We start from the raw sequence: 18929 nt of genomic DNA, 5'->3' as shown, positions 1-18929 counted from the left end.
GCTTACGGTTATGCTATAACAAGCCCCTATATGTGCCCCATTGCGGGCTAAAGCACCACTCTCTTGGAACAGGATGCAAAAATGGTTACTTTCCACACTAATCACGGCGATATCGTAATCAAAACCTTTGATGATAAAGCGCCTGAAACAGTTAAAAACTTCCTGGACTACTGCCGCGAAGGTTTTTACAACAACACCATTTTCCACCGTGTGATTAACGGTTTTATGATTCAGGGCGGCGGCTTTGAGCCGGGCATGAAACAGAAAGCCACCAAAGAGGCGATCAAAAACGAAGCCAACAATGGTCTGAAAAATACCCGTGGTACGCTGGCGATGGCGCGTACTCAGGCGCCACACTCGGCTACCGCGCAATTCTTCATCAACGTGGCAGACAACGACTTCCTGAACTTCTCCGGCGAAAGTCTACAGGGCTGGGGCTACTGCGTCTTTGCGGAAGTCGTAGAAGGTATGGACGTGGTAGATAAAATCAAAGGCGTCGCCACTGGCCGTAGCGGTATGCACCAGGACGTACCAAAAGAAGACGTCATCATTGAAAACGTGACCGTCAGCGAGTAATCGTGGCGACACTGTTTATTGCAGACTTGCATCTGCAAACGGAAGAACCGGCGATCGTCGCCGGTTTTCTGCGTTTTTTAGCCGTAGAAGCTCGTCAGGCCGACGCGCTGTATATTCTTGGCGATCTCTTCGAGGCCTGGATTGGCGACGACGACCCCAACCCGCTACATCGTGAAATGGCCGTTGCCATTAAATCGCTGGTTGATTCCGGCGTCCCCTGCTTCTTTATTCATGGTAATCGCGACTTCCTGATTGGCAAACGCTTTGCCCGCGAAAGCGGCATGACGCTACTGCCGCAGGAAAAGGTACTCGACCTGTATGGCCGCAATGTGTTGATTATGCACGGCGATACGCTCTGTACCGATGATGCCGGTTATCAGGCGTTTCGCGCCAAAGTCCATAATCCGTGGGTTCAACGGCTGTTCCTTACCCTGCCGCTGTTTATCCGCCGCCGTATCGCCGCCAGAATGCGCGCCGGCAGTAAAGCCGCCAACAGCAGCAAATCGCTGGATATTATGGACGTCAATGCGCAGACCGTCGTCGCCGAAATGGAAAAACACCGCGTACAGTGGCTGGTTCACGGTCACACCCACCGCCCGGCAGTGCATGAACTTTCCGTCAACGACCAGCCCGCGTTCCGCGTGGTGTTAGGCGCATGGCATCATGAAGGTTCAATGGTAAAAGTCACGCCGGACAACGTTGAGTTAATCGCCTTCCCCCTGTAAATGTTCGTCGAATTGTCCGTTACGGCGCACACGCAACCGTTTTCCTTGCCTGATTATCATGCTATTCTTTGACACCTCAAAAGCAGCGTGTCCCGCACCACAGGAGTTTTAAGACGCATGTCTTCCCGCAATAATCCGGCGCGTGTCGCCATCGTGATGGGGTCCAAAAGCGACTGGGCTACCATGCAATTCGCCGCCGAAATTTTTGAAATTCTGGATGTCCCGCACCATGTAGAAGTGGTTTCCGCCCATCGCACCCCCGATAAACTGTTCAGCTTCGCCGAAACGGCGGAAGGGAACGGATATCAAGTGATTATTGCCGGCGCGGGCGGCGCGGCGCACCTGCCGGGAATGATTGCGGCAAAAACGCTGGTCCCGGTACTCGGCGTGCCGGTACAAAGCGCTGCGCTAAGCGGCGTGGATAGCCTTTACTCCATTGTGCAGATGCCGCGCGGCATTCCGGTGGGTACACTGGCGATCGGTAAAGCCGGTGCGGCTAATGCCGCCCTGCTCGCCGCGCAGATTCTGGCGCAACACGACGCGGAACTGCATCAGCGCATCGCCGACTGGCGCAAAGCGCAAACCGATGAAGTTCTGGAAAATCCCGATCCGCGGGGGACGCTATGAAGCAAGTTTGCGTTCTCGGCAACGGACAACTGGGCCGAATGCTGCGCCAGGCGGGCGAACCGCTGGGTATCGCCGTCTGGCCGGTTGGTCTGGATGCAGAGCCTACCGCCGTTCCGGTACAGCAGAGCGTCATTACCGCAGAGATTGAGCGCTGGCCGGAAACTGCGCTTACCCGCGAGCTGGCGCGCCACCCGGCCTTCGTCAATCGTGATGTATTTCCGATCATCGCCGACCGTCTGACACAAAAACAGCTTTTCGATAAACTGGGACTCGCGACCGCGCCGTGGCAGCTGCTGACCAGCGCCGACGAGTGGTCCGGCATCTTTGACCGTCTGGGCGAACTGGCGATTATTAAGCGTCGCGTTGGCGGCTACGATGGTCGCGGGCAGTGGCGTCTACGCGCGGACGAAACCGGGCAACTGCCGGATGACTGCTATGGCGAATGTATTGTTGAGCGCGGTATCCATTTTTCCGGCGAAGTGTCGTTAGTCGGCGCGCGCGCTCATGACGGCAGTACCGTGTTTTACCCGCTAACGCACAATTTGCATCAGGACGGCATCTTGCGGACCAGCGTCGCGTTCCCACAGGCGAACGCCGAACAGCAGGCGCAGGCGGAATCGATGCTGTCAGCAATTATGCAGGCGTTGAACTACGTCGGCGTAATGGCGATGGAATGTTTTATCACGCCGGAAGGCCTGCTAATCAATGAACTGGCGCCGCGCGTGCATAACAGCGGACACTGGACGCAAAATGGCGCCAGCATCAGTCAGTTTGAATTGCATTTGCGCGCGATTACCGGCCTGCCGTTGCCCGCGCCGGTGATTAACGCCCCGTCGGTGATGATCAACCTGATCGGCAGCGAGCTGAATTACGACTGGCTGAAGCTGCCGCTGGTACATCTGCACTGGTATGATAAAGCGGTACGTCCGGGGCGAAAAGTCGGCCATCTGAATCTGACCGACAGCGATACGTCACGTCTTAGCGCCACCCTGGAAGCGCTCTCTCCGCTCCTGCCGGGCGAATACGCCAGCGGCATTATCTGGGCGCAAAGTAAGCTTGAATAAACAGCGTGGGCGGCGCATTCTCTGTCGCCGCCCGTCGCGATCACAGACAGATGCAGGTTCCCGCTCTGCCCGCCAGGGTATCGTCAATACGCGACAGCGCGCCAATCCATGCTGGCTTTCCGCACCGCTTCACATATCCGCTTACCGCGGTCACCTTCGGTCCCATCGCGCCATCGGCTTTGGCAAACGGCGCCAGCTCATCGGGCGAAGCCTGACGAATAGCGCGCTGTTGTGGCGTTCCCCAATGTTCATACACCGCATCCGCATCCGTCAAAATGATCAGACCATCGGCCGCTATCTGCTCCGCCAGCAATGCCGCCGCCAGGTCTTTATCTATCACCGCCTCGACCCCTTCGCCCTCGCCAGCAACAGGTACCCCGCCACCGCCGCTGCAAATCACCACATGGCCCTCTTTTAGCAATAACTCAATAGCGGCGCTTTCGATAATCTGACGCGGCGCCGGGGAAGCGACGACACGGCGCAGATATTTTCCATCACGTTTCATATGCCAGCCATAAGTCGCTTCCAGCGCCATTTGCTCTTCTGGCGAATAAACGGGACCGATAAACTTTTCCGGTTCAAGAAAAGCAGGATCGTCCGCCGATACCTTTATTCGCGTTAATACCGCAGTCACCGGCGGCATATCGGGTTCAAGCGCCAGACGCTGCGCCAGCATATAGCCGATCATGCCCTGACTTTCCGCTACCAGCACATCCAGCGGATAAGGCTCAACGGCTTTCCAGGCAAGGTTCTGTAAAGCCAACAGGCCGACCTGGGGGCCGTTGCCATGTACTATCGCCAGCCGATACGAGCGGGCAAGTCGCGCCAGCGCAGGCACCGCGTCGGCAATATTGCGATATTGATTCTCTGCCGTTAGCGCTTCTCCGCGCTGCAATAATGCGTTGCCGCCAAGAGCAACTACCAACGTTTTCATTCCCTATCCTTTTACTATTTGTTGTCCAAGCCAGAACCCCAGCAGCGTATCCGCGCCAGAGGTGTGCCCCAGCGCCAGCAGTCCGTCAATCGCCGTTTCTGTGCGAACATCTCGTCGCAGCGCATGAATAAAGTGGAGTAAAGGCGACGCGAAATAACCCATAGCCGCATAGCGTAAATAGCTAACGCTCACGAGCGTCGTCGCCCGATCAAGGCTGCCGGATTGGGCAAAAAAATTACGCCCGGCGCGTTCATCTATGGCGCCAAAATACCAGGCCGCCAGCAACATTCCCGTCAGCGTGTCGTCATGACTGGGCGTTAAGCCCGGCCCTTTACCCAGCCATAGCCGCCAGTCAGTCGCAGCACCTGCAAGCGCCGACTGAAAGCAGTGACAAAACTGGCGAAGTTCCGGACATAGAGGCTGAGCTGCGGCGACGGTTAACGGCCCAAACAGTCCCGTCTCCTCACTACGCTGCATGTACGTCGCGTTAAGACGCGGCGACGCAAGATAGCGTGGAACCCGCAGCGAACAGCGCCTCTCCGGCTCGCATAAAAGAAACTCGCCAATCTGAATACCGGCAGCGGTTGACTGCGGTTTTTCGCCATCGGTGAGCACATCGCGCAATGCGTCAAAATCGCCGCCGCGCAGTATCCACCCTCCCGGACTGAAGCCGCTCCCCCGACGGTGAAGCGTTAATAACTCACCGCTTTTCGCCACAAAATTAATAGAGCGACGCCATACCCCTGACATCTGCCAGGGTTGCCGATAATCCGCCGATTGTCGGCTTGCCATAAGAGGATGGATACGTTTCATGAGGCGCTCTCTTAACTTACGCCCATGCTTTCCGCCAGCGCTTCCAGCGCCTGCTCGAAACAGGCCAGCGGCGCACGGACGGTTCCCGCGCCAATCTGTCCAATCCCCGCCTCTTTATGCGCGATACCCGTGTTAATCAGCGGCGTAATTCCGGTCTCGACCACGCGGCGGATATCCAGTCCCAGACAGGCCCCCTGAAAATCCCAGCCGGGGATTTGTAGCTGCATGTTGCGTTCGAGATAAATTTCAGCCATCTCTTCAGAAACAGATTTCGCCGCTTCCATTCCCCCGGCACCGACAAAACGCGTTACGCCAGGCGCGGCAATCATCGCAGCGCCGCCAATACCAAACGTTTCAGTAATGGCGCTGTCGCCCATGTCCGGGTTGGCCTGATCCTGCGAAAAACCGGTAAAAAATAGCCCCTGTGGCGTATTAACAGGCGCGGTGAACCAACGGTCGCCCAGACCGCTAACCCGAATGCCAAACATATCGCCATTGCGGGTCATCGCCGTCACAATACTGCCGGCGCGAATCTGCGCGCCCGCGTCCATGGCGGCTTTACAGTAGGCCATCGCCAGATTAAGGAAGAATTGATCGGTGACGCTCAGAAAATCCATCACTTCCGCTATCTGCTGCTTATCGTGTTCCAGACGGGCGATATGCGGCGCCAACGTGCGCATCAGCAATGCGGAAGAAGCGATATTGCGCTGGTGGAATTCATCTCCCATCGTAATGCCCTGCGCCATCATTGCGGTCAGGTCGAGGCCCCGCTCCAGACGTCCCAGCGCCGCGCTTAATACCGGCATCAGCACATCACGCATCCAGCGCAAACGTTGCTGAACATCCTCGCCATAGGCGCCGAAACGCATCACTTTGCCGATCCCTTCGTTGAGATTGCAGTACGCGCGATTGCCGTCGGTGATATTTTCCACGACCAGCATCGGCATACTGGCTGAGGTAATACCGCCCATCGGCCCCACGGCGTTAACGTGATGGCAGGGAATAAAGTTGACCTTTCCCTGCTCTAACAGCGCGAGCGCGCTCATTTCATCTTTGGCCCATCCTTCAAACAGACATGCGCCGATACAGGCCCCTTTCATCGGGCCGGTCATCTCTTGCCAGCGCATCGGCGGGCCGGCATGAAGAAGCGTTTTCCCCTGATTGAGCACGCTAATTAATGAAGAAGCTGGCTTCACATCCAGCCAGTGCGGACGTGCGCGACGAATTTGTTCGATGACTGCAGCGTTGGCTTGCGCCACTGATGTAAACATGGGAACCCCTTATTGCAAACGTTCTAACAGACGAGCCAGTTTTTTATTACCGCCAGCGACAGGCGCCCACTGGTAGTGCACCACGGGCATACCGGCAGCCTGTAAATCCAGCGCGAAGCTACGTAACCCGGCATTAATCACCGCTACCGCTTCCAGTAACCGGGGAGCTGATGGATGAGTGGAAGAGAGAGTGGGTCGAATCAGTTCCGCGGCCAACAGAGTGGCTTCGGGAAGAGAATCCACTACCGTGATGCCGGCATCTTCGAGCGCGGCGATTTGTTGCGAGCGGCACTGAGGATCGCGTTCCGTTCCGGTGACGGTTGCGATGGCGAACAGCGGCTGATCGCTGGCGCGTGCGGCGCATGCCTTCTGCCAGGCCTGAATCAGCGATGCGGCGGGATCGGCGGTCGCGCCAAAACCAATAACGACGTCCACTAATAACACGCGTACCTGCGGCTGCGCGCCAAGCCCGGCGATAAGCTGATTACGTAACGCCGGGTCGATCATCGGATGTGGTCGCCCAACGGTATAAAAGTCATCGCCCAGATCGATAATCTGGTGGCCGTCAGCGTCAAGCATCATGCCATGGTGATGTTCCGTATCCGCCGCGACGCCCAGATAGCCGGCCAGTAGCCCCGCCGCTTCCGCCGCCAGCGTTCCGCCGGTATAGAGACCACGAATCACGCCGCCTGTTGAAACCATTTCTTTACGCTGCGACGTCACGCGAGACAATAAACATGCCAGTCGGGCGGCTTCATCCAGCGTCGAGGCAAACCAGACGTTTTCCTCACGCGCAACGGGGGAGGAAAACCCTAAGAACAGCGCTACAACGGGTTTCCCGGTGGCTTTCATCGCCGCGATAATATGCTGACGAACCGCATCGGCAGGCGGTTTGGAGACAAAGGCCAGCACCTGGCTCTTTTCATCCGCGCTGAGTATGTCCAGTGCCGTTAGCGCGCTGATCCCGCCGACCTCGGCGCTCAAATCGCGTCCGCCAAGCCCGATGGCATGGGTAATCCCTTCCCCCGCCAGCGCAATCTGTGAACAGAGCTCCTGAATACCGGTGCCGGAAGCGCCAATCACCCCGATGTTGCCCTCTGGCATGACGTTAGCGAAAGCCAGCGGCGTATTGGCGATCATAGCGGTGCCGCAATCCGGCCCCATGACCAGCAGTCCTTTATCACGCGCCCGGCGTTTTAGTCTGATTTCGTCGTCCAGCGTGACATTATCGGAGAAGATCATCACGTTCAACGAACGATCCAGCGCCTGCTCCGCCAGTTCCGCCGCATATTCGCCGGCCACCGATACCAGCGCCAGATTCGCCTCTGGCAGTTTCTGACAGGCGCTTTCCCAGCGTCTGACCTGGATTAACGACTGGCTGCCGCTGCTTCCCTGCGCCAACTGCTGCAATGCTTCTTCGAGCTGTTGCACAATCACTTGCGTAATGCCGTCATCTACCGCTTCGGTACGAATCGCCACGCAAATGTCATTGGGCGTAGCGCCATGAAAATCGTCATGCCAGAAACCGGTAGTTTCCAGCAGCGACTTATTCGCAGGCGTACCCATCATTACCGATACATCATCAACATTTTCGGACTCACTCAGCTTTCGAGAAATAATCATTAAGCTGACAGAGTCCTGAAAACACCCTTTTTTAATAAAGGCGTGGATCATAACAACTCCTTAATAATTGCACCCATTGCAATTGCACGAGCAGTGTTAATGTGCGCTTCACGGTATATATCCGGGAGGGTAAATAGAGTGATTAACGTCACATCAAATTTATTAACAAAAGAATTCAAACAACGGCTAAAGGATTAGTTATGATTTTCTAAAAAAGCTTTTTATTTAAGCAAAAAGATAAAACCCGCCTGATTATCAAATAAATTCTAATTATATTTTTTTGCCTGTCTGGATCACATAATCATTTTATTTTCCCGGTATGTTAATCGCAGTCATGCTTCACACCGTCGTTAAAAAGGAAGACAGATGAAAATCAGTCGGGAAACACTCCATCAGCTTATCGAAAATAAGCTTTATAAAGCCGGGCTAAAACGTGAGCACGCCGCCACCGTCGCCGACGTACTGGTTTATGCAGATGCCAGAGGTATTCACTCACATGGCGCCGTACGCGTTGAATATTATGCCGAACGAATTTCAAAAGGCGGCACCAACCGGGAGCCGACGTTCCGCATTGAGAATACCGGTCCCTGTACGGCGATACTGCATGCCGATAATGCTGCCGGACAGGTCGCAGCCAAAATGGGAATGGAGCATGCTATTGAAATAGCCAAAAAAAATGGCGTCGCGGTTGTCGGCATTAGCAGAATGGGCCATAGCGGCGCCATCTCTTATTTCGTCCGCCAGGCTGCTCGCGAAGGCCTGATCGGTCTGTCTATCTGTCAGTCCGATCCTATGGTCGTGCCGTTTGGCGGGGCGGATATTTACTATGGCACTAATCCGCTGGCCTTTGCCGCGCCGGGCGAAGGCGACGACATCATTACCTTTGATATGGCCACCACCGTGCAGGCCTGGGGAAAAGTCCTCGATGCACGGTCCCGCAATGAGTCCATTCCGGAGAATTGGGCCGTTGATAAAAACGGCGCGCCGACACATGATCCTTTTGCCGTCAATGCGTTATTACCCGCCGCAGGCCCGAAAGGTTACGGCCTGATGATGATGATCGATATTCTGTCCGGTATTCTACTGGGGCTGCCGTTTGGCCGCCAGGTCAGTTCGATGTATGAAGATTTACACGCCGGACGCAATTTAGGACAACTTCATCTGGTCATTAATCCGGCGTTCTTTTCTTCCTGTGAATTATTCCGCAAACATATTAGTCAGACCATGCAGGAACTCAATTCCGTGAAGCCCGCCCCCGGTTTTAAACAGGTTTATTATCCTGGACAGGATCAGGATATTAAACAGAAAAATGCCGATATGAATGGTATCGATATTGTCGATGATATTTATCAATATCTGATTTCCGATGCCCTCTATCTCAAGTCATACGAAACAAAAAATCCCTTTGCCCAATAATTATTGAAACAGGAATTTTCTATGATAAAGCATTTTCGCCACGCGATAGAAGAAACATTGCCCTGGCTCTCTTCCATTGGAGCCGATCCTACGGGTGGAATGACGCGTTTACTTTATTCGCCTGAGTGGCTGGAAACACAGCAGCAGTTTAAAAAGCGAATGGCAGAAAGCGGTCTGGAGACACGCTTTGATGACGTCGGAAATTTATATGGCCGCCTTTGCGGCACACAATTTCCGGAGCAGGTGATTTTAAGCGGTTCGCATATTGATACGGTCGTCAACGGCGGCAATCTGGACGGGCAATTCGGCGCGCTTGCCGCCTGGCTGGCGCTCGACTGGCTAAAAGCGACCTACGGCGCGCCGCTGCGCACCGTCGAGGTAGTGTCAATGGCTGAGGAAGAAGGCAGCCGTTTCCCTTACGTTTTTTGGGGCAGCAAGAACATTTTTGGCCTGGCGAATCCTGAAGAGGTACGCCATATCCAGGACGCCAAAGGCACAGGCTTTGTCGACGCTATGCAGGCGTGCGGATTTACCCTTCCCGCCGCGCCGCTCGCTGCGCGAACCGATATCCGCGCCTTTGTTGAATTGCATATTGAGCAAGGCTGCGTTCTGGAGAGCAACGGACAGTCGATTGGCGTCGTCAACGCCATCGTCGGGCAACGTCGCTACACGGTGACGCTCAACGGCGAGTCCAACCATGCAGGCACAACGCCAATGGGCTATCGTCGCGATACGGTGCACGCCTTCAGTCGTATTTGCAGTCAGTCCATTGAAAAAGCCAAACAGCATGGCGATCCCCTGGTATTAACGTTCGGCAAAGTTGAGCCGCAGCCGAATACGGTCAATGTAGTCCCTGGAAAAACCACATTTACAATCGATTGCCGGCATACGGACGCCGCGGTACTTCGCGAATTTACCGAACAGTTGGAAAACGATATGCGCGCCATCTGCGATGAAATGGATATCAGCATCGATATCGATTTGTGGATGGACGAAGCGCCGGTGCCGATGAACGCCGAACTGGTCGCGTCCCTCACCAGGCTGTGTGAAACCGAACAACTGAACTATCGCATAATGCATAGCGGCGCAGGTCATGACGCGCAAATTTTCGCGCCGCGCGTCCCTACCTGTATGATTTTCGTCCCCAGCATTAATGGTATCAGCCATAACCCGGCGGAACGTACCAACATTAATGATCTTGCTGAAGGGGTCAAAACTCTGGCATTAATGCTGCATCAACTTGCCTGGCAAAAATAAGGAGCCATCAATGGGATATCTGAATAACGTCACGGGTTACCGCGATGATTTACTGGCGAACCGCGCCATTGTAAAACACGGTAACTATGCGCTCTTAACGCCGGACGGTCTGGTGAAAAATATTATTCCCGGCTTTGAAAACTGTGACGTCACCATCCTTTCGACGCCGAAGCTGGGTGCTTCTTTCGTCGATTATCTGGTCACCTTACATCAGAATGGCGGCAACCAGCAGGGCTTTGGCGGCGAGGGGATTGAAACTTTTCTCTATGTCATTACGGGAAATATTGAAGCTAAAGCAGAAGGAAAAACATTCTCTTTAACCCAGGGCGGATACCTCTATTGTCCACCGGGCGAGATGATGACCTTTAGCAACGCTCAAACGGAAGACAGCCAGCTATTTTTATATAAACGCCGCTATACTCCTGTCGAGGGGCATGCCCCGTGGTTGGTTTCCGGCAATGCCAGCCAGCTGGAGCGTATTCATTATGAAGGCATGGAAGATGTTATTCTGCTGGATTTCCTGCCTAAAGAGCTGGGCTTCGATATGAATATGCATATTCTGTCGTTCGAACCGGGCGCCAGCCACGGCTATATTGAAACCCACGTCCAGGAACATGGCGCTTATATCCTTTCCGGCCAGGGAGTTTATAACCTCGACAACAACTGGGTGCCGGTGAAAAAAGGCGACTACATCTTCATGGGTGCTTATTCCCTGCAGGCCGGATACGGTGTAGGTCGTGGCGAAGCATTCAGCTACATCTACTCCAAAGACTGTAACCGCGACGTTATGATTTAACGGTGGGCAGCCCTCCTGATTATTTTTATTTAGCTATGTTGGATTTTGCCACGGTGAGAACCGTGGCTTTTTTTATGCTTAACGAGTCCCGATGTCCTGGCCAAGTTTGATGACGCGGGCAATATTACAGGCGCTGTGGTAGAGATTTTGTTCACCGTTCGCCAGAACTTCCGGCAAAGGCGCCAGCCGCGGCAAAATACTGAATACCGCATCAATACCGTGGCGATGGACCACTTCCACGCCGTCGCCCAGTACGCCGGCAATGCCGATAACCGGGACGTGATGCCGTTTCGCCACTGACGCGACGCCTATCGGCGCTTTTCCTCCCGCCGTTTGCGAGTCGATTCGCCCTTCTCCGGTAATCACCAGCGAGGCCTCTTTTACCGCCTCCTCCAGCTTCACCGCCTGCATAACAATCTCAATACCGGGCTTCATTTCCGCTTCCAGGAAGACGATAGCAGCAATCCCCATTCCTCCGGCCGCTCCACCGCCCGGTATTTGAGACATGTCGCGTCCGGTCAGGGCATGTAAAACACGGGCATAATTACGTAATCCATTTTCCAGCGTCTCAACCATTTCAGGCGTCGCCCCTTTCTGCGGACCGAATACCGCCGCCGCGCCGCGTGGCCCCACCAACGGGTTATCAACATCACAGGCGACCTCAATACGACACTCTGAAATTCGCGGATCGCACCCCTGCAGGTCAATGCTCGCCAGGCGCGATAAATTGCCCCCTCCGGCGCCAAGCGGCGTTCCCTGCGCGTCCAGAAAACGCACACCGAGCGCCTGCGCTACTCCCATTCCGCCATCCACCGTGGCGCTGCCGCCGATACCCAGAATAATATGGCGAATCCCCGCGTCCAGGGCGTGACGAATCAATTCGCCGGTGCCGAAACTGGATGCCAGCAGCGGATTACGCGCCTCGGGCGCCACCAGCATCAATCCGCTCGCCGCCGCCATTTCAATAATCGCCGTTTTGCCGTCGCCGGTCAGGCCATAAAATCCGTTTACTTTTTCCCCCATCGGCCCGCTAACGTCCACAGAAACCCGTTTCCCGCCAGTCGCTGCCACCATCGCGTCCACGGTTCCTTCTCCACCATCGGCGATCGGTAAACAGACATAGCGCGCATCAGGAAATACGGTTGAAAATCCCGCTTTAATAGCCTGACAGCATTTATCAGCGCTTAAGCTCTCTTTAAATGAATCTGGCGCAATTACAATCTTCATCATGTCTCCTTGTTTTCTCATGTTATTTAATGCGTTCCCACGGAATAAGATTTTCCATAAGCACTGCCAGTAAGATTCCCACCAGTAATCCGTTGCTAAGCAGAGGACGAATCATCAGTGGAAGATCCTGTAAATAGACCGGAGGAAGCCCCATCAAAAAAATGCCGACAAAAAGCGGTAATGCCAGGCGATAAATATTCCGCGCGGTAAACGTAATTTGCTGGCTAAAAACCAAACCGGAATAAAGTAAAGGTAAATAAGAGACCAGCATAACGGCGCTGCTGATCGCCAGTGGAATAGCGCAAAATAAGCGGGTTAACGGCGTTATAATGGCAACCAGCAGACACAGCGCGCTACCGCAGATAAAGGATTTGCGAGAACTGTCGCCGGTTTGCGTTAATAAACCAATGGAAGACACAAAAGGCGAAAAAGGCACGACCGCGAAAGGCACAGTCACTAACGTCATCAGTCCGGAAATAATAAAGCTTCGGCGATAACGAGAACTGCCCGACCCTTGATGCGGATAAAAGATATCGGTACCGCGGATGGCGCCGTAAGTGTTGCTGATGTTGACTAACCCCGTCATCACCGCCGTCACAATAATGCCCGGCATCAGCGTGCCGTGGCTGCCCAGCGGAAACCATCGCCAGCTTAATTCACCCGGCGGTAAGTGTGATGAAGGAAAGCATAACCGCCATAGCCCCCACCCGACCACGGTCCCTACCAGTAACGCGTAACGGGAGATACGCTGTTGCAGGAAAATAATCATCGCGAGGATAAAACACATCACCGCGACCGCCAACCCAAAGGGGGCCAATTTGATTCTGGCGCTGGTATCGGCAATGCCAAAAGGCAGCCCCAGCATGCCTTTAAAAAATATTGAGGTCAGCTGCGCGCCCAAAAGCAGCATGAAAAAAACCATTACCGCCGGCGTAAACAGGCGAGCCAGACGGTGTCCTAAGCCGCTAATGCCGATAAATATCGTCACCATCGCGGAGATCGCGATCCCGACCGACAGGCTGGAGGCGATATCGTTCAACGGCGTGCCGCGAGACGCCTCGCCAAGCGTAATCGTAAGAATAGCGCCCCACCACAACCCTGTCGGCCCTTCCATAATGGCGCGGCGATGGCCGCAAAATGCCTGAACCAGGCAGGCCAACGCGGTGGTCAAAAAAGCGTATTGTGTGAGCATTAACAGGTTATCAGCGGGAAGATGAAAAGCGGACAGCAAGGTAGGGGGAACCACAACCGTGTTACAGAAAATAAAGAAAAACCACTGAAAGCCGGACAATACACTTTCGCGGTTAATAACAGGGAACATATCCACACCTTAAAATAGAGAATGCCCGTCGTGACGACGGGCATTAAATCACACCGGATTACTGCTGATGTTTAAGGATAAACTGACCTTTTGGCGGCACAGGGAAGCCATGCTCGATGTCATAAATAACATCGCCGCGCAAAATCGTTTTGGTAATACGCGCGCCAATAGTACGGCCAACATACGGACTGACTTTATGGCGATATTCCAGATCTTCATTTTTCAGAACATAGCTGCTGTCAGGCTGAATAAAGACCAGGTCAGCATCTTTGCCGGGGGCAATACGTCCTTTATGTTTCAGACCAAAAATATCGGCGGCGTTGGTCGCCATTAATTTGCCAAACATCGGCAACGACATACCGCGTTTTTGCACCGCTTCATCAAACATGACGTCCATGCAGTTTTGCAGTCCGGCAATTCCGCCCCATGCTTGCATGATATTGCCTGCTTTCATTTCTGGAGGGCATGGAGAGTGGTCGGATACCAGGCAGTCGATTTCGCCGTTAAACAGTTTTTCCCACATCCCTTTCTGGTTTTCCTGGTCGCGAATTGGCGGAGAACATTTTGCCAGGGTGCCAATCTCTTCGAACTGATCGGTGTCGAGGACAAAATAGTGCGGGCACGATTCACAGGTGACATCCTGGCCTTCCTGACGCGCGCGCGTTACTTCCTCTACCCCCTCCGGGCTGCTGATATGGCAAACGTGCAGACGGCAACCTGCCGCTTTCGCCAGATACAGCACGCGACGAATGGCTTCCACTTCAGTAAATACCGGACGTGAGGCGACATAATCATGCGCCGTTACGCGTCCTTCACGTTTAGCTTCCTCGCCCAGCTCATCGCAAATCAGAGCATTTTCGCAATGTACCAGTACCGTCTGGTCCATCTCCCCCAGTTTCTGCGCGCCTTTGTAAAACTGCCAGTCATTAACGTCGCGAAAATCATTATCGATGCCACGATCGCCGCAGGTGGCGACAAAGCACTTGAAGCCGACAACGCCCACTTCGTCCAGCTCATGCAGCCGATCCAGGTTATAAGAGACCAAACCGCCCAACTGCGCGGCGTCGATGGTCAATTTACCTTTTGCCGCGTCAAACTTGAGTTCAATCGTCTCACGATCGACCGTCGCCGGCAGCTGATTGAGCGGCATCTCAATCATCGTGGTAATACCGCCTTTCGCCGCCGCGCGCGTACCGGTTTCATAGCCTTCCCAGTGGGTACGGCCCGGTTCAGAAATGTGGGTATGCGCGTCAACCATGCCCGGCGAAACGATCAATCCCGTCGCATCCAGCACATTTTTCGCTTCCCCCAGGTTCTCGCCAATCGCAGCGATTTTTCCGCCCTGGACGGCGATATCGATAACTCTCGCTTCGTTTTCTAAGATGACAGTACCGTTCTTAATAATTAAATCAAAAGACATAACAAACTCCTTGTATGGATACAGATAGTTTTTAAATAGCGCACACTTCATTAAATACGCTTAATGCTTTTTCAATAGTTAACCTACGAGTTTTTGCTCTCCTGTATTTTCAAAACCCGTGCGTTTCTTCAATAGCGCATAAGCAACGAACGCAACTATTACGCCTACAAACCAGGACACGCGGGATAAAGGCTCCATAAATGGTATAAACTTGCCGCCTAATGACAGAATGACTGCGACCAGGGTGACTGAAAATGCAGTCAGGTTAAATCCATTATCATAATATTTGTAATCACCGCTGGCGGTGTACAGCTCATCAAGATTAATTTTTCCACGCATTACCACAAAATAATGAGCTAACATTACGCCGATTACCGGGCCAAGCATACCGCCGATAATATCGAGGAACAGATAAATACTGTCCTGATTCTCCATTAATTTCCATGGGCAAATCAGTAGACTGATAATACTGGCAATCATTACGCCATTTTTATAGTTAAGCTTTGTCGGGGCAAGCGCCGCAATTTGATACCCCGCAGGTATAATATTACCGGTGGCGTTGGTTGAAATTGTCGTCATCAGAATCACCAGCACCGCAAAGAATGAAGCAAACAGACTGTCCCAACGCTGCACAATATCCAGCACGTTCCAGGTATCCATACCATAATGAATACTGGCTCCGGCAATAATGCACACGCTGGCTACGGCGAATAATATATACGCTACGATAAGCCCCAGCGTTTGTCCCAATGCCTGAGCGCGAAATGAATGCGCGTTTTGCGTGAAATCGGACGCGCTCACCGCTGGCGCTGCCCAGACGGCGACTACGGCGTTAATCACCACCAGGAACAGAAAGCCGCTGTGCTCTGCTTTTTGCACGCCTGAAGGCAGATAGTCCAGAATCGGGCCAATGCCGACCAGCGATATTGCCCAAATAGCCATGCCGCCAAAGACAATGTAAATACATGGATTGAGGATAGCGGTAAATTTATTTAATACTTTACCACCGCCAAAACCGATGCCAACGTTAATAATCCAAAAAATTAGAAAAGTAATTAGCCCTGGCAGTGAAAGACCCAGCAGCTTGAAATCTCCACCTAATGTCAGAAATCCTGGCCAGATCTTCCCAATCAAAATAAGAAATGCCAGCGATCCCGCGTAACACTGCAAGCCGAACCACATAATTGCCGCGATTCCCCCTCGCAATAATCCAGGGAATAGCGCGCCGCGGACGCCGTAAGAACCTCGCAATATCATAGCAAAAGGAACGCCATATTTGCTGCCTGCCGCGCCATTCATTACCATCGCCGCCGCAATAAATAATGCGCTGATAATAATGGCCAACATGATATTAAATGTTGATAGCCCCAGTATAAAAAAACCGCCGACCATAACGTAATTTGGCACGTTATGTACAGATCCCATCCATAAGGTGAAATAGTTAAATGCCTTCCAGTTTCGTTGGGTTTCTGTTTTAGGTAATAAGTCTTCGCTATAACCGCGCTGCTGGTATAGCTCTCTTTGATGTTCCATAAATCCCTCTGTTCACGCATCGGATAACGTTGTTATGGGTTTAGCTATGAGGAACAAATAAATATAAAATAAAGAATTAGTAGATATAATTATTTTTAAGCTGAAGCAATACGTTGCGTTGCTTTCTTTTTATATAAAGTGACGACAGCAAAGATCAGTGTTCCGGTGACCACTAAACATGCTGAAATCACAAAACTGATCTCCTTCGACCCCGTTACATCCGAAATAAATCCGGTCAACGTTGGGGCGACAACCGCTGAACTCATGCCAAAGAAATTAAAAAGGCTGAAAGCTCTTCCCAGACTTTTTGCCGAAGCCTGTTCAGATACAAAGGAGATCAGGATCGGGTCTACTGCCATTTTCCCCAGCAAGCCGTATAGCGTCAGGCTGACCATCAGCATCGTGGTATTCGGGGACAAAACCGTAAACGCCAACATTGCTGCCGCCACAATTTCCAGACCGAGAATAACCTTAACTTTACTGTTACGGAATTTATCTGACAGATGGCTAAAAAATAACGCCCCCGGTACGCCAACTACCGCCACCAGCGCTGATGCCAGCCCGATAGCTCCGCCATCAAATCCTCTTTCAGTCTGTAGATAAGAGGGCAGCCAGGTCACTATCAAATAGTAACCGTAGCAGGTACAGAAATAGAGGAAGTAAACGCTACACAATAAACCAGAGAATAAAGGTGCGCGTTTCTCATCTTCCGTAACGGTTTGGGTTTGCTTTTCCGCTTGCGCAGAGTCGCTTTTGGCTTTACCGCGAATGATCAGCGTAAAGACGCACAGCATGATTACTAATATCGCGGCCACGATATACAGTACATTCTGCCAGGCCATGCTCATGTTTTTTACTAATACGCTGGAACCGATTAAGCCAATCCCCATCCCTATAGCCGACCCGCTGTTGATAATCGCGTTGGCTAATGCCCGACGGGCCTGCGGCACGTTTGCCGAAGAGAGTGAATAAGCCGAGCTAAAGAAAGAAGCGCATCCGCCACCTGCCATTAGCGACCCTATATAGATCATGGTCAGGCCATTGGCTTTCGCGATACAGAGTGTACCAATAATAAAAAGCGTAAATCCGGCCATCAGCATGATTTTTTGACCGAATTTATCGACCAATATTCCGCAAGGGATTTGCATACTGCAGTAAGCAAAAAAGTAAAAACTTGCAATGGCGCCTATTTCAGCATTACTTACATTGTCTAAAGATGCCTGAATTTCTGGATAAATTGGCGTAAGCACGGTGCGATAGATCCAAATCGCTACCCAGCCCAGACTCATTACGACAACAATTTGTTTCCAGTAATCAATTCCGGATTTTTTAGTTTCACTCATGTTCTTCACCTTTACAGAGTGTTCCTTGTGAACAGGTATCGCTGCAGCCGCAGCGATACACATAATTAGGACAATTTATGATTGGCCATTAATTCCAGCGCCTGTACCATTGCCGAATGATCAAGCTGGCTCCCGCCATTTGCCGCACAGGTATTGAATAATTCCTGGCAGGTCGCCGTATTCGGTAAATTCAGCGCCAGCGCTTTTGCGCTTTGCAATGCAAGATTAAGGTCTTTCTGATGAAGCGCGATTTTGAAACCAGGCTCGAACGTCCGGTTGATCATCCGCTCGCCGTGAACTTCCAGAATGCGTGAAGAGGCGAACCCGCCCATTAACGCCTGGCGCACGCGTACCGGATCGGCACCTGCTTTTGAAGCAAACACTAAGGCTTCAGAAACTGCTTCAATATTCAGCGCAACAATAATTTGGTTAGCCACCTTACAGGTTTGCCCATCCCCATTGCCGCCCACCAGGGTGATATTTTTTCCCAGGATGTCAAAGAGCGGTTTAACGCGGTCAAAGACTTTCTGCTCGCCGCCGACCATAATCGACAGAGTGCCTTCACGCGCCCCGATTTCTCCCCCGGAAACCGGGGCATCCAGGTAATCAGCGCCCATTTCATTAACGCGCTGGGCAAAACGTTTGGTTTCGATAGGAGAAATAGAACTCATATCGACGATGGTTTTTCCCTGAAGCGATGTTTTAGCGCAACCGTGTTCGCCAAATAACACCTCTTCAACCTGCGGCGTATCCGGCACCATTATGAAGATGATGTCTGCAAATTCAGTTACCTGACGTGCAGTCTCAACATTTACCGCCCCCAGCGAGAGCAGTTCGTCCGCGACCGGACCAATAGTCGTAACGTGTAATTGATGACCGGCGCGTGCCAAATTGATAGCCATTGGCGAGCCCATAATTCCCAGGCCAATAAATCCCAGTTTCATATACAACCTCTTTTATTGCTTTCGGTGTTTCCAGATTCA

General features: G+C 52.6%; 17 protein-coding genes. 7 read left to right on the top strand and 10 right to left on the bottom strand.

Annotated elements, in window-relative coordinates; translation table 11 throughout:
* The first annotated feature begins 81 nt into the window (after positions 1-81).
* The 4 genes from ppiB (at position 82) to purK (ending at position 2992) form a co-directional block, all read left to right on the top strand.
* Entirely contained in the window at positions 82-576 is a 495-nt protein-coding gene (gene ppiB, locus ACLJQD_RS13055) for a peptidylprolyl isomerase B (RefSeq protein WP_000255991.1), read from the top strand.
* Positions 577-578: 2 nt separating this feature from the next.
* On the top strand, positions 579-1301 hold the full coding sequence (gene lpxH, locus ACLJQD_RS13050; protein WP_017441724.1) for a UDP-2,3-diacylglucosamine diphosphatase: 723 nt from the start codon (positions 579-581) through the stop codon (positions 1299-1301).
* A gap of 117 nt (positions 1302-1418) precedes the next feature.
* The gene (gene purE, locus ACLJQD_RS13045; protein ID WP_017441723.1) at positions 1419-1928 is read left to right on the top strand and encodes a 5-(carboxyamino)imidazole ribonucleotide mutase; all 510 of its coding nucleotides are present in this window, start codon (positions 1419-1421) and stop codon (positions 1926-1928) included.
* A complete protein-coding gene (gene purK / locus ACLJQD_RS13040) occupies positions 1925-2992 on the top strand; it encodes a 5-(carboxyamino)imidazole ribonucleotide synthase (RefSeq protein ID WP_017441722.1) in 1068 nt (355 codons plus the stop codon). The genes purE and purK overlap by 4 nt, the downstream gene beginning before the upstream one ends.
* 40 nt (positions 2993-3032) lie before the next feature.
* Here purK and ACLJQD_RS13035 read toward each other — a convergent pair whose 3' ends face one another.
* From ACLJQD_RS13035 to ACLJQD_RS13020, 4 genes are read right to left on the bottom strand one after another with little or no spacing between them, the layout of a single operon-like run.
* Positions 3033-3926 carry a carbamate kinase gene (locus tag ACLJQD_RS13035; protein WP_000855337.1) on the bottom strand — a complete coding sequence of 298 codons (894 nt, stop codon included), beginning with the start codon at positions 3924-3926 and terminating at the stop codon, positions 3033-3035.
* A 3-nt stretch (positions 3927-3929) separates the two neighbouring features.
* On the bottom strand, positions 3930-4739 hold the full coding sequence (locus tag ACLJQD_RS13030; RefSeq protein WP_000821192.1) for a DUF2877 domain-containing protein: 810 nt from the start codon (positions 4737-4739) through the stop codon (positions 3930-3932).
* 11 nt (positions 4740-4750) lie between these two features.
* The gene (locus ACLJQD_RS13025; protein WP_000495330.1) at positions 4751-6010 is read right to left on the bottom strand and encodes a DUF1116 domain-containing protein; all 1260 of its coding nucleotides are present in this window, start codon (positions 6008-6010) and stop codon (positions 4751-4753) included.
* A 9-nt stretch (positions 6011-6019) separates the two neighbouring features.
* Complete coding sequence (locus tag ACLJQD_RS13020; RefSeq protein ID WP_017441721.1) at positions 6020-7684, bottom strand: acyl-CoA synthetase FdrA; 1665 nt, start codon at positions 7682-7684, stop codon at positions 6020-6022.
* Positions 7685-7999: 315 nt separating this feature from the next.
* On the opposite strand from ACLJQD_RS13020, the gene allD reads away from it, so the two are divergent.
* Genes allD through allE form a run of 3 tightly spaced genes read left to right on the top strand, consistent with a single transcriptional unit; the run spans position 8000 to position 11102 of the window.
* Positions 8000-9049 carry an ureidoglycolate dehydrogenase AllD gene (gene allD, locus ACLJQD_RS13015; protein WP_017441720.1) on the top strand — a complete coding sequence of 350 codons (1050 nt, stop codon included), beginning with the start codon at positions 8000-8002 and terminating at the stop codon, positions 9047-9049.
* A gap of 21 nt (positions 9050-9070) precedes the next feature.
* Complete coding sequence (gene allC, locus ACLJQD_RS13010) at positions 9071-10306, top strand: allantoate deiminase (protein WP_017441719.1); 1236 nt, start codon at positions 9071-9073, stop codon at positions 10304-10306.
* Positions 10307-10316: 10 nt separating this feature from the next.
* Positions 10317-11102: a (S)-ureidoglycine aminohydrolase gene (gene allE / locus ACLJQD_RS13005; RefSeq protein ID WP_000540985.1), complete on the top strand. Its 786-nt coding sequence runs from the start codon at positions 10317-10319 to the stop codon at positions 11100-11102.
* Positions 11103-11180: 78 nt separating this feature from the next.
* Here allE and glxK read toward each other — a convergent pair whose 3' ends face one another.
* From glxK to glxR, 6 genes are all read right to left on the bottom strand, one after another.
* Entirely contained in the window at positions 11181-12329 is a 1149-nt protein-coding gene (gene glxK / locus ACLJQD_RS13000) for a glycerate 3-kinase (RefSeq protein ID WP_000706331.1), read from the bottom strand.
* Between the two features lie 22 nt (positions 12330-12351).
* Positions 12352-13650, bottom strand: a complete 1299-nt coding sequence (locus ACLJQD_RS12995; RefSeq protein ID WP_017441718.1) for a uracil/xanthine transporter — start codon at positions 13648-13650, stop codon at positions 12352-12354.
* A 58-nt stretch (positions 13651-13708) separates the two neighbouring features.
* Positions 13709-15070 carry an allantoinase AllB gene (allB, locus tag ACLJQD_RS12990; protein ID WP_000006865.1) on the bottom strand — a complete coding sequence of 454 codons (1362 nt, stop codon included), beginning with the start codon at positions 15068-15070 and terminating at the stop codon, positions 13709-13711.
* A 78-nt stretch (positions 15071-15148) separates the two neighbouring features.
* Positions 15149-16603, bottom strand: coding sequence for an allantoin transporter (locus ACLJQD_RS12985; RefSeq protein ID WP_017441717.1), 1455 nt, complete (start codon positions 16601-16603; stop codon positions 15149-15151).
* Between the two features lie 95 nt (positions 16604-16698).
* A complete protein-coding gene (locus ACLJQD_RS12980) occupies positions 16699-17946 on the bottom strand; it encodes an MFS transporter (protein ID WP_000005070.1) in 1248 nt (415 codons plus the stop codon).
* Positions 17947-18011: 65 nt separating this feature from the next.
* Positions 18012-18890 carry a 2-hydroxy-3-oxopropionate reductase gene (gene glxR / locus ACLJQD_RS12975; RefSeq protein WP_000765815.1) on the bottom strand — a complete coding sequence of 293 codons (879 nt, stop codon included), beginning with the start codon at positions 18888-18890 and terminating at the stop codon, positions 18012-18014.
* Positions 18891-18929 lie beyond the last annotated feature (39 nt).

This window comes from Salmonella sp. SAL04214 (assembly GCF_046550615.1).
Classification (GTDB): Bacteria; Pseudomonadota; Gammaproteobacteria; order Enterobacterales; family Enterobacteriaceae; genus Salmonella; species Salmonella enterica.
This window is presented reverse-complemented; position numbering and strand designations above follow the sequence as displayed.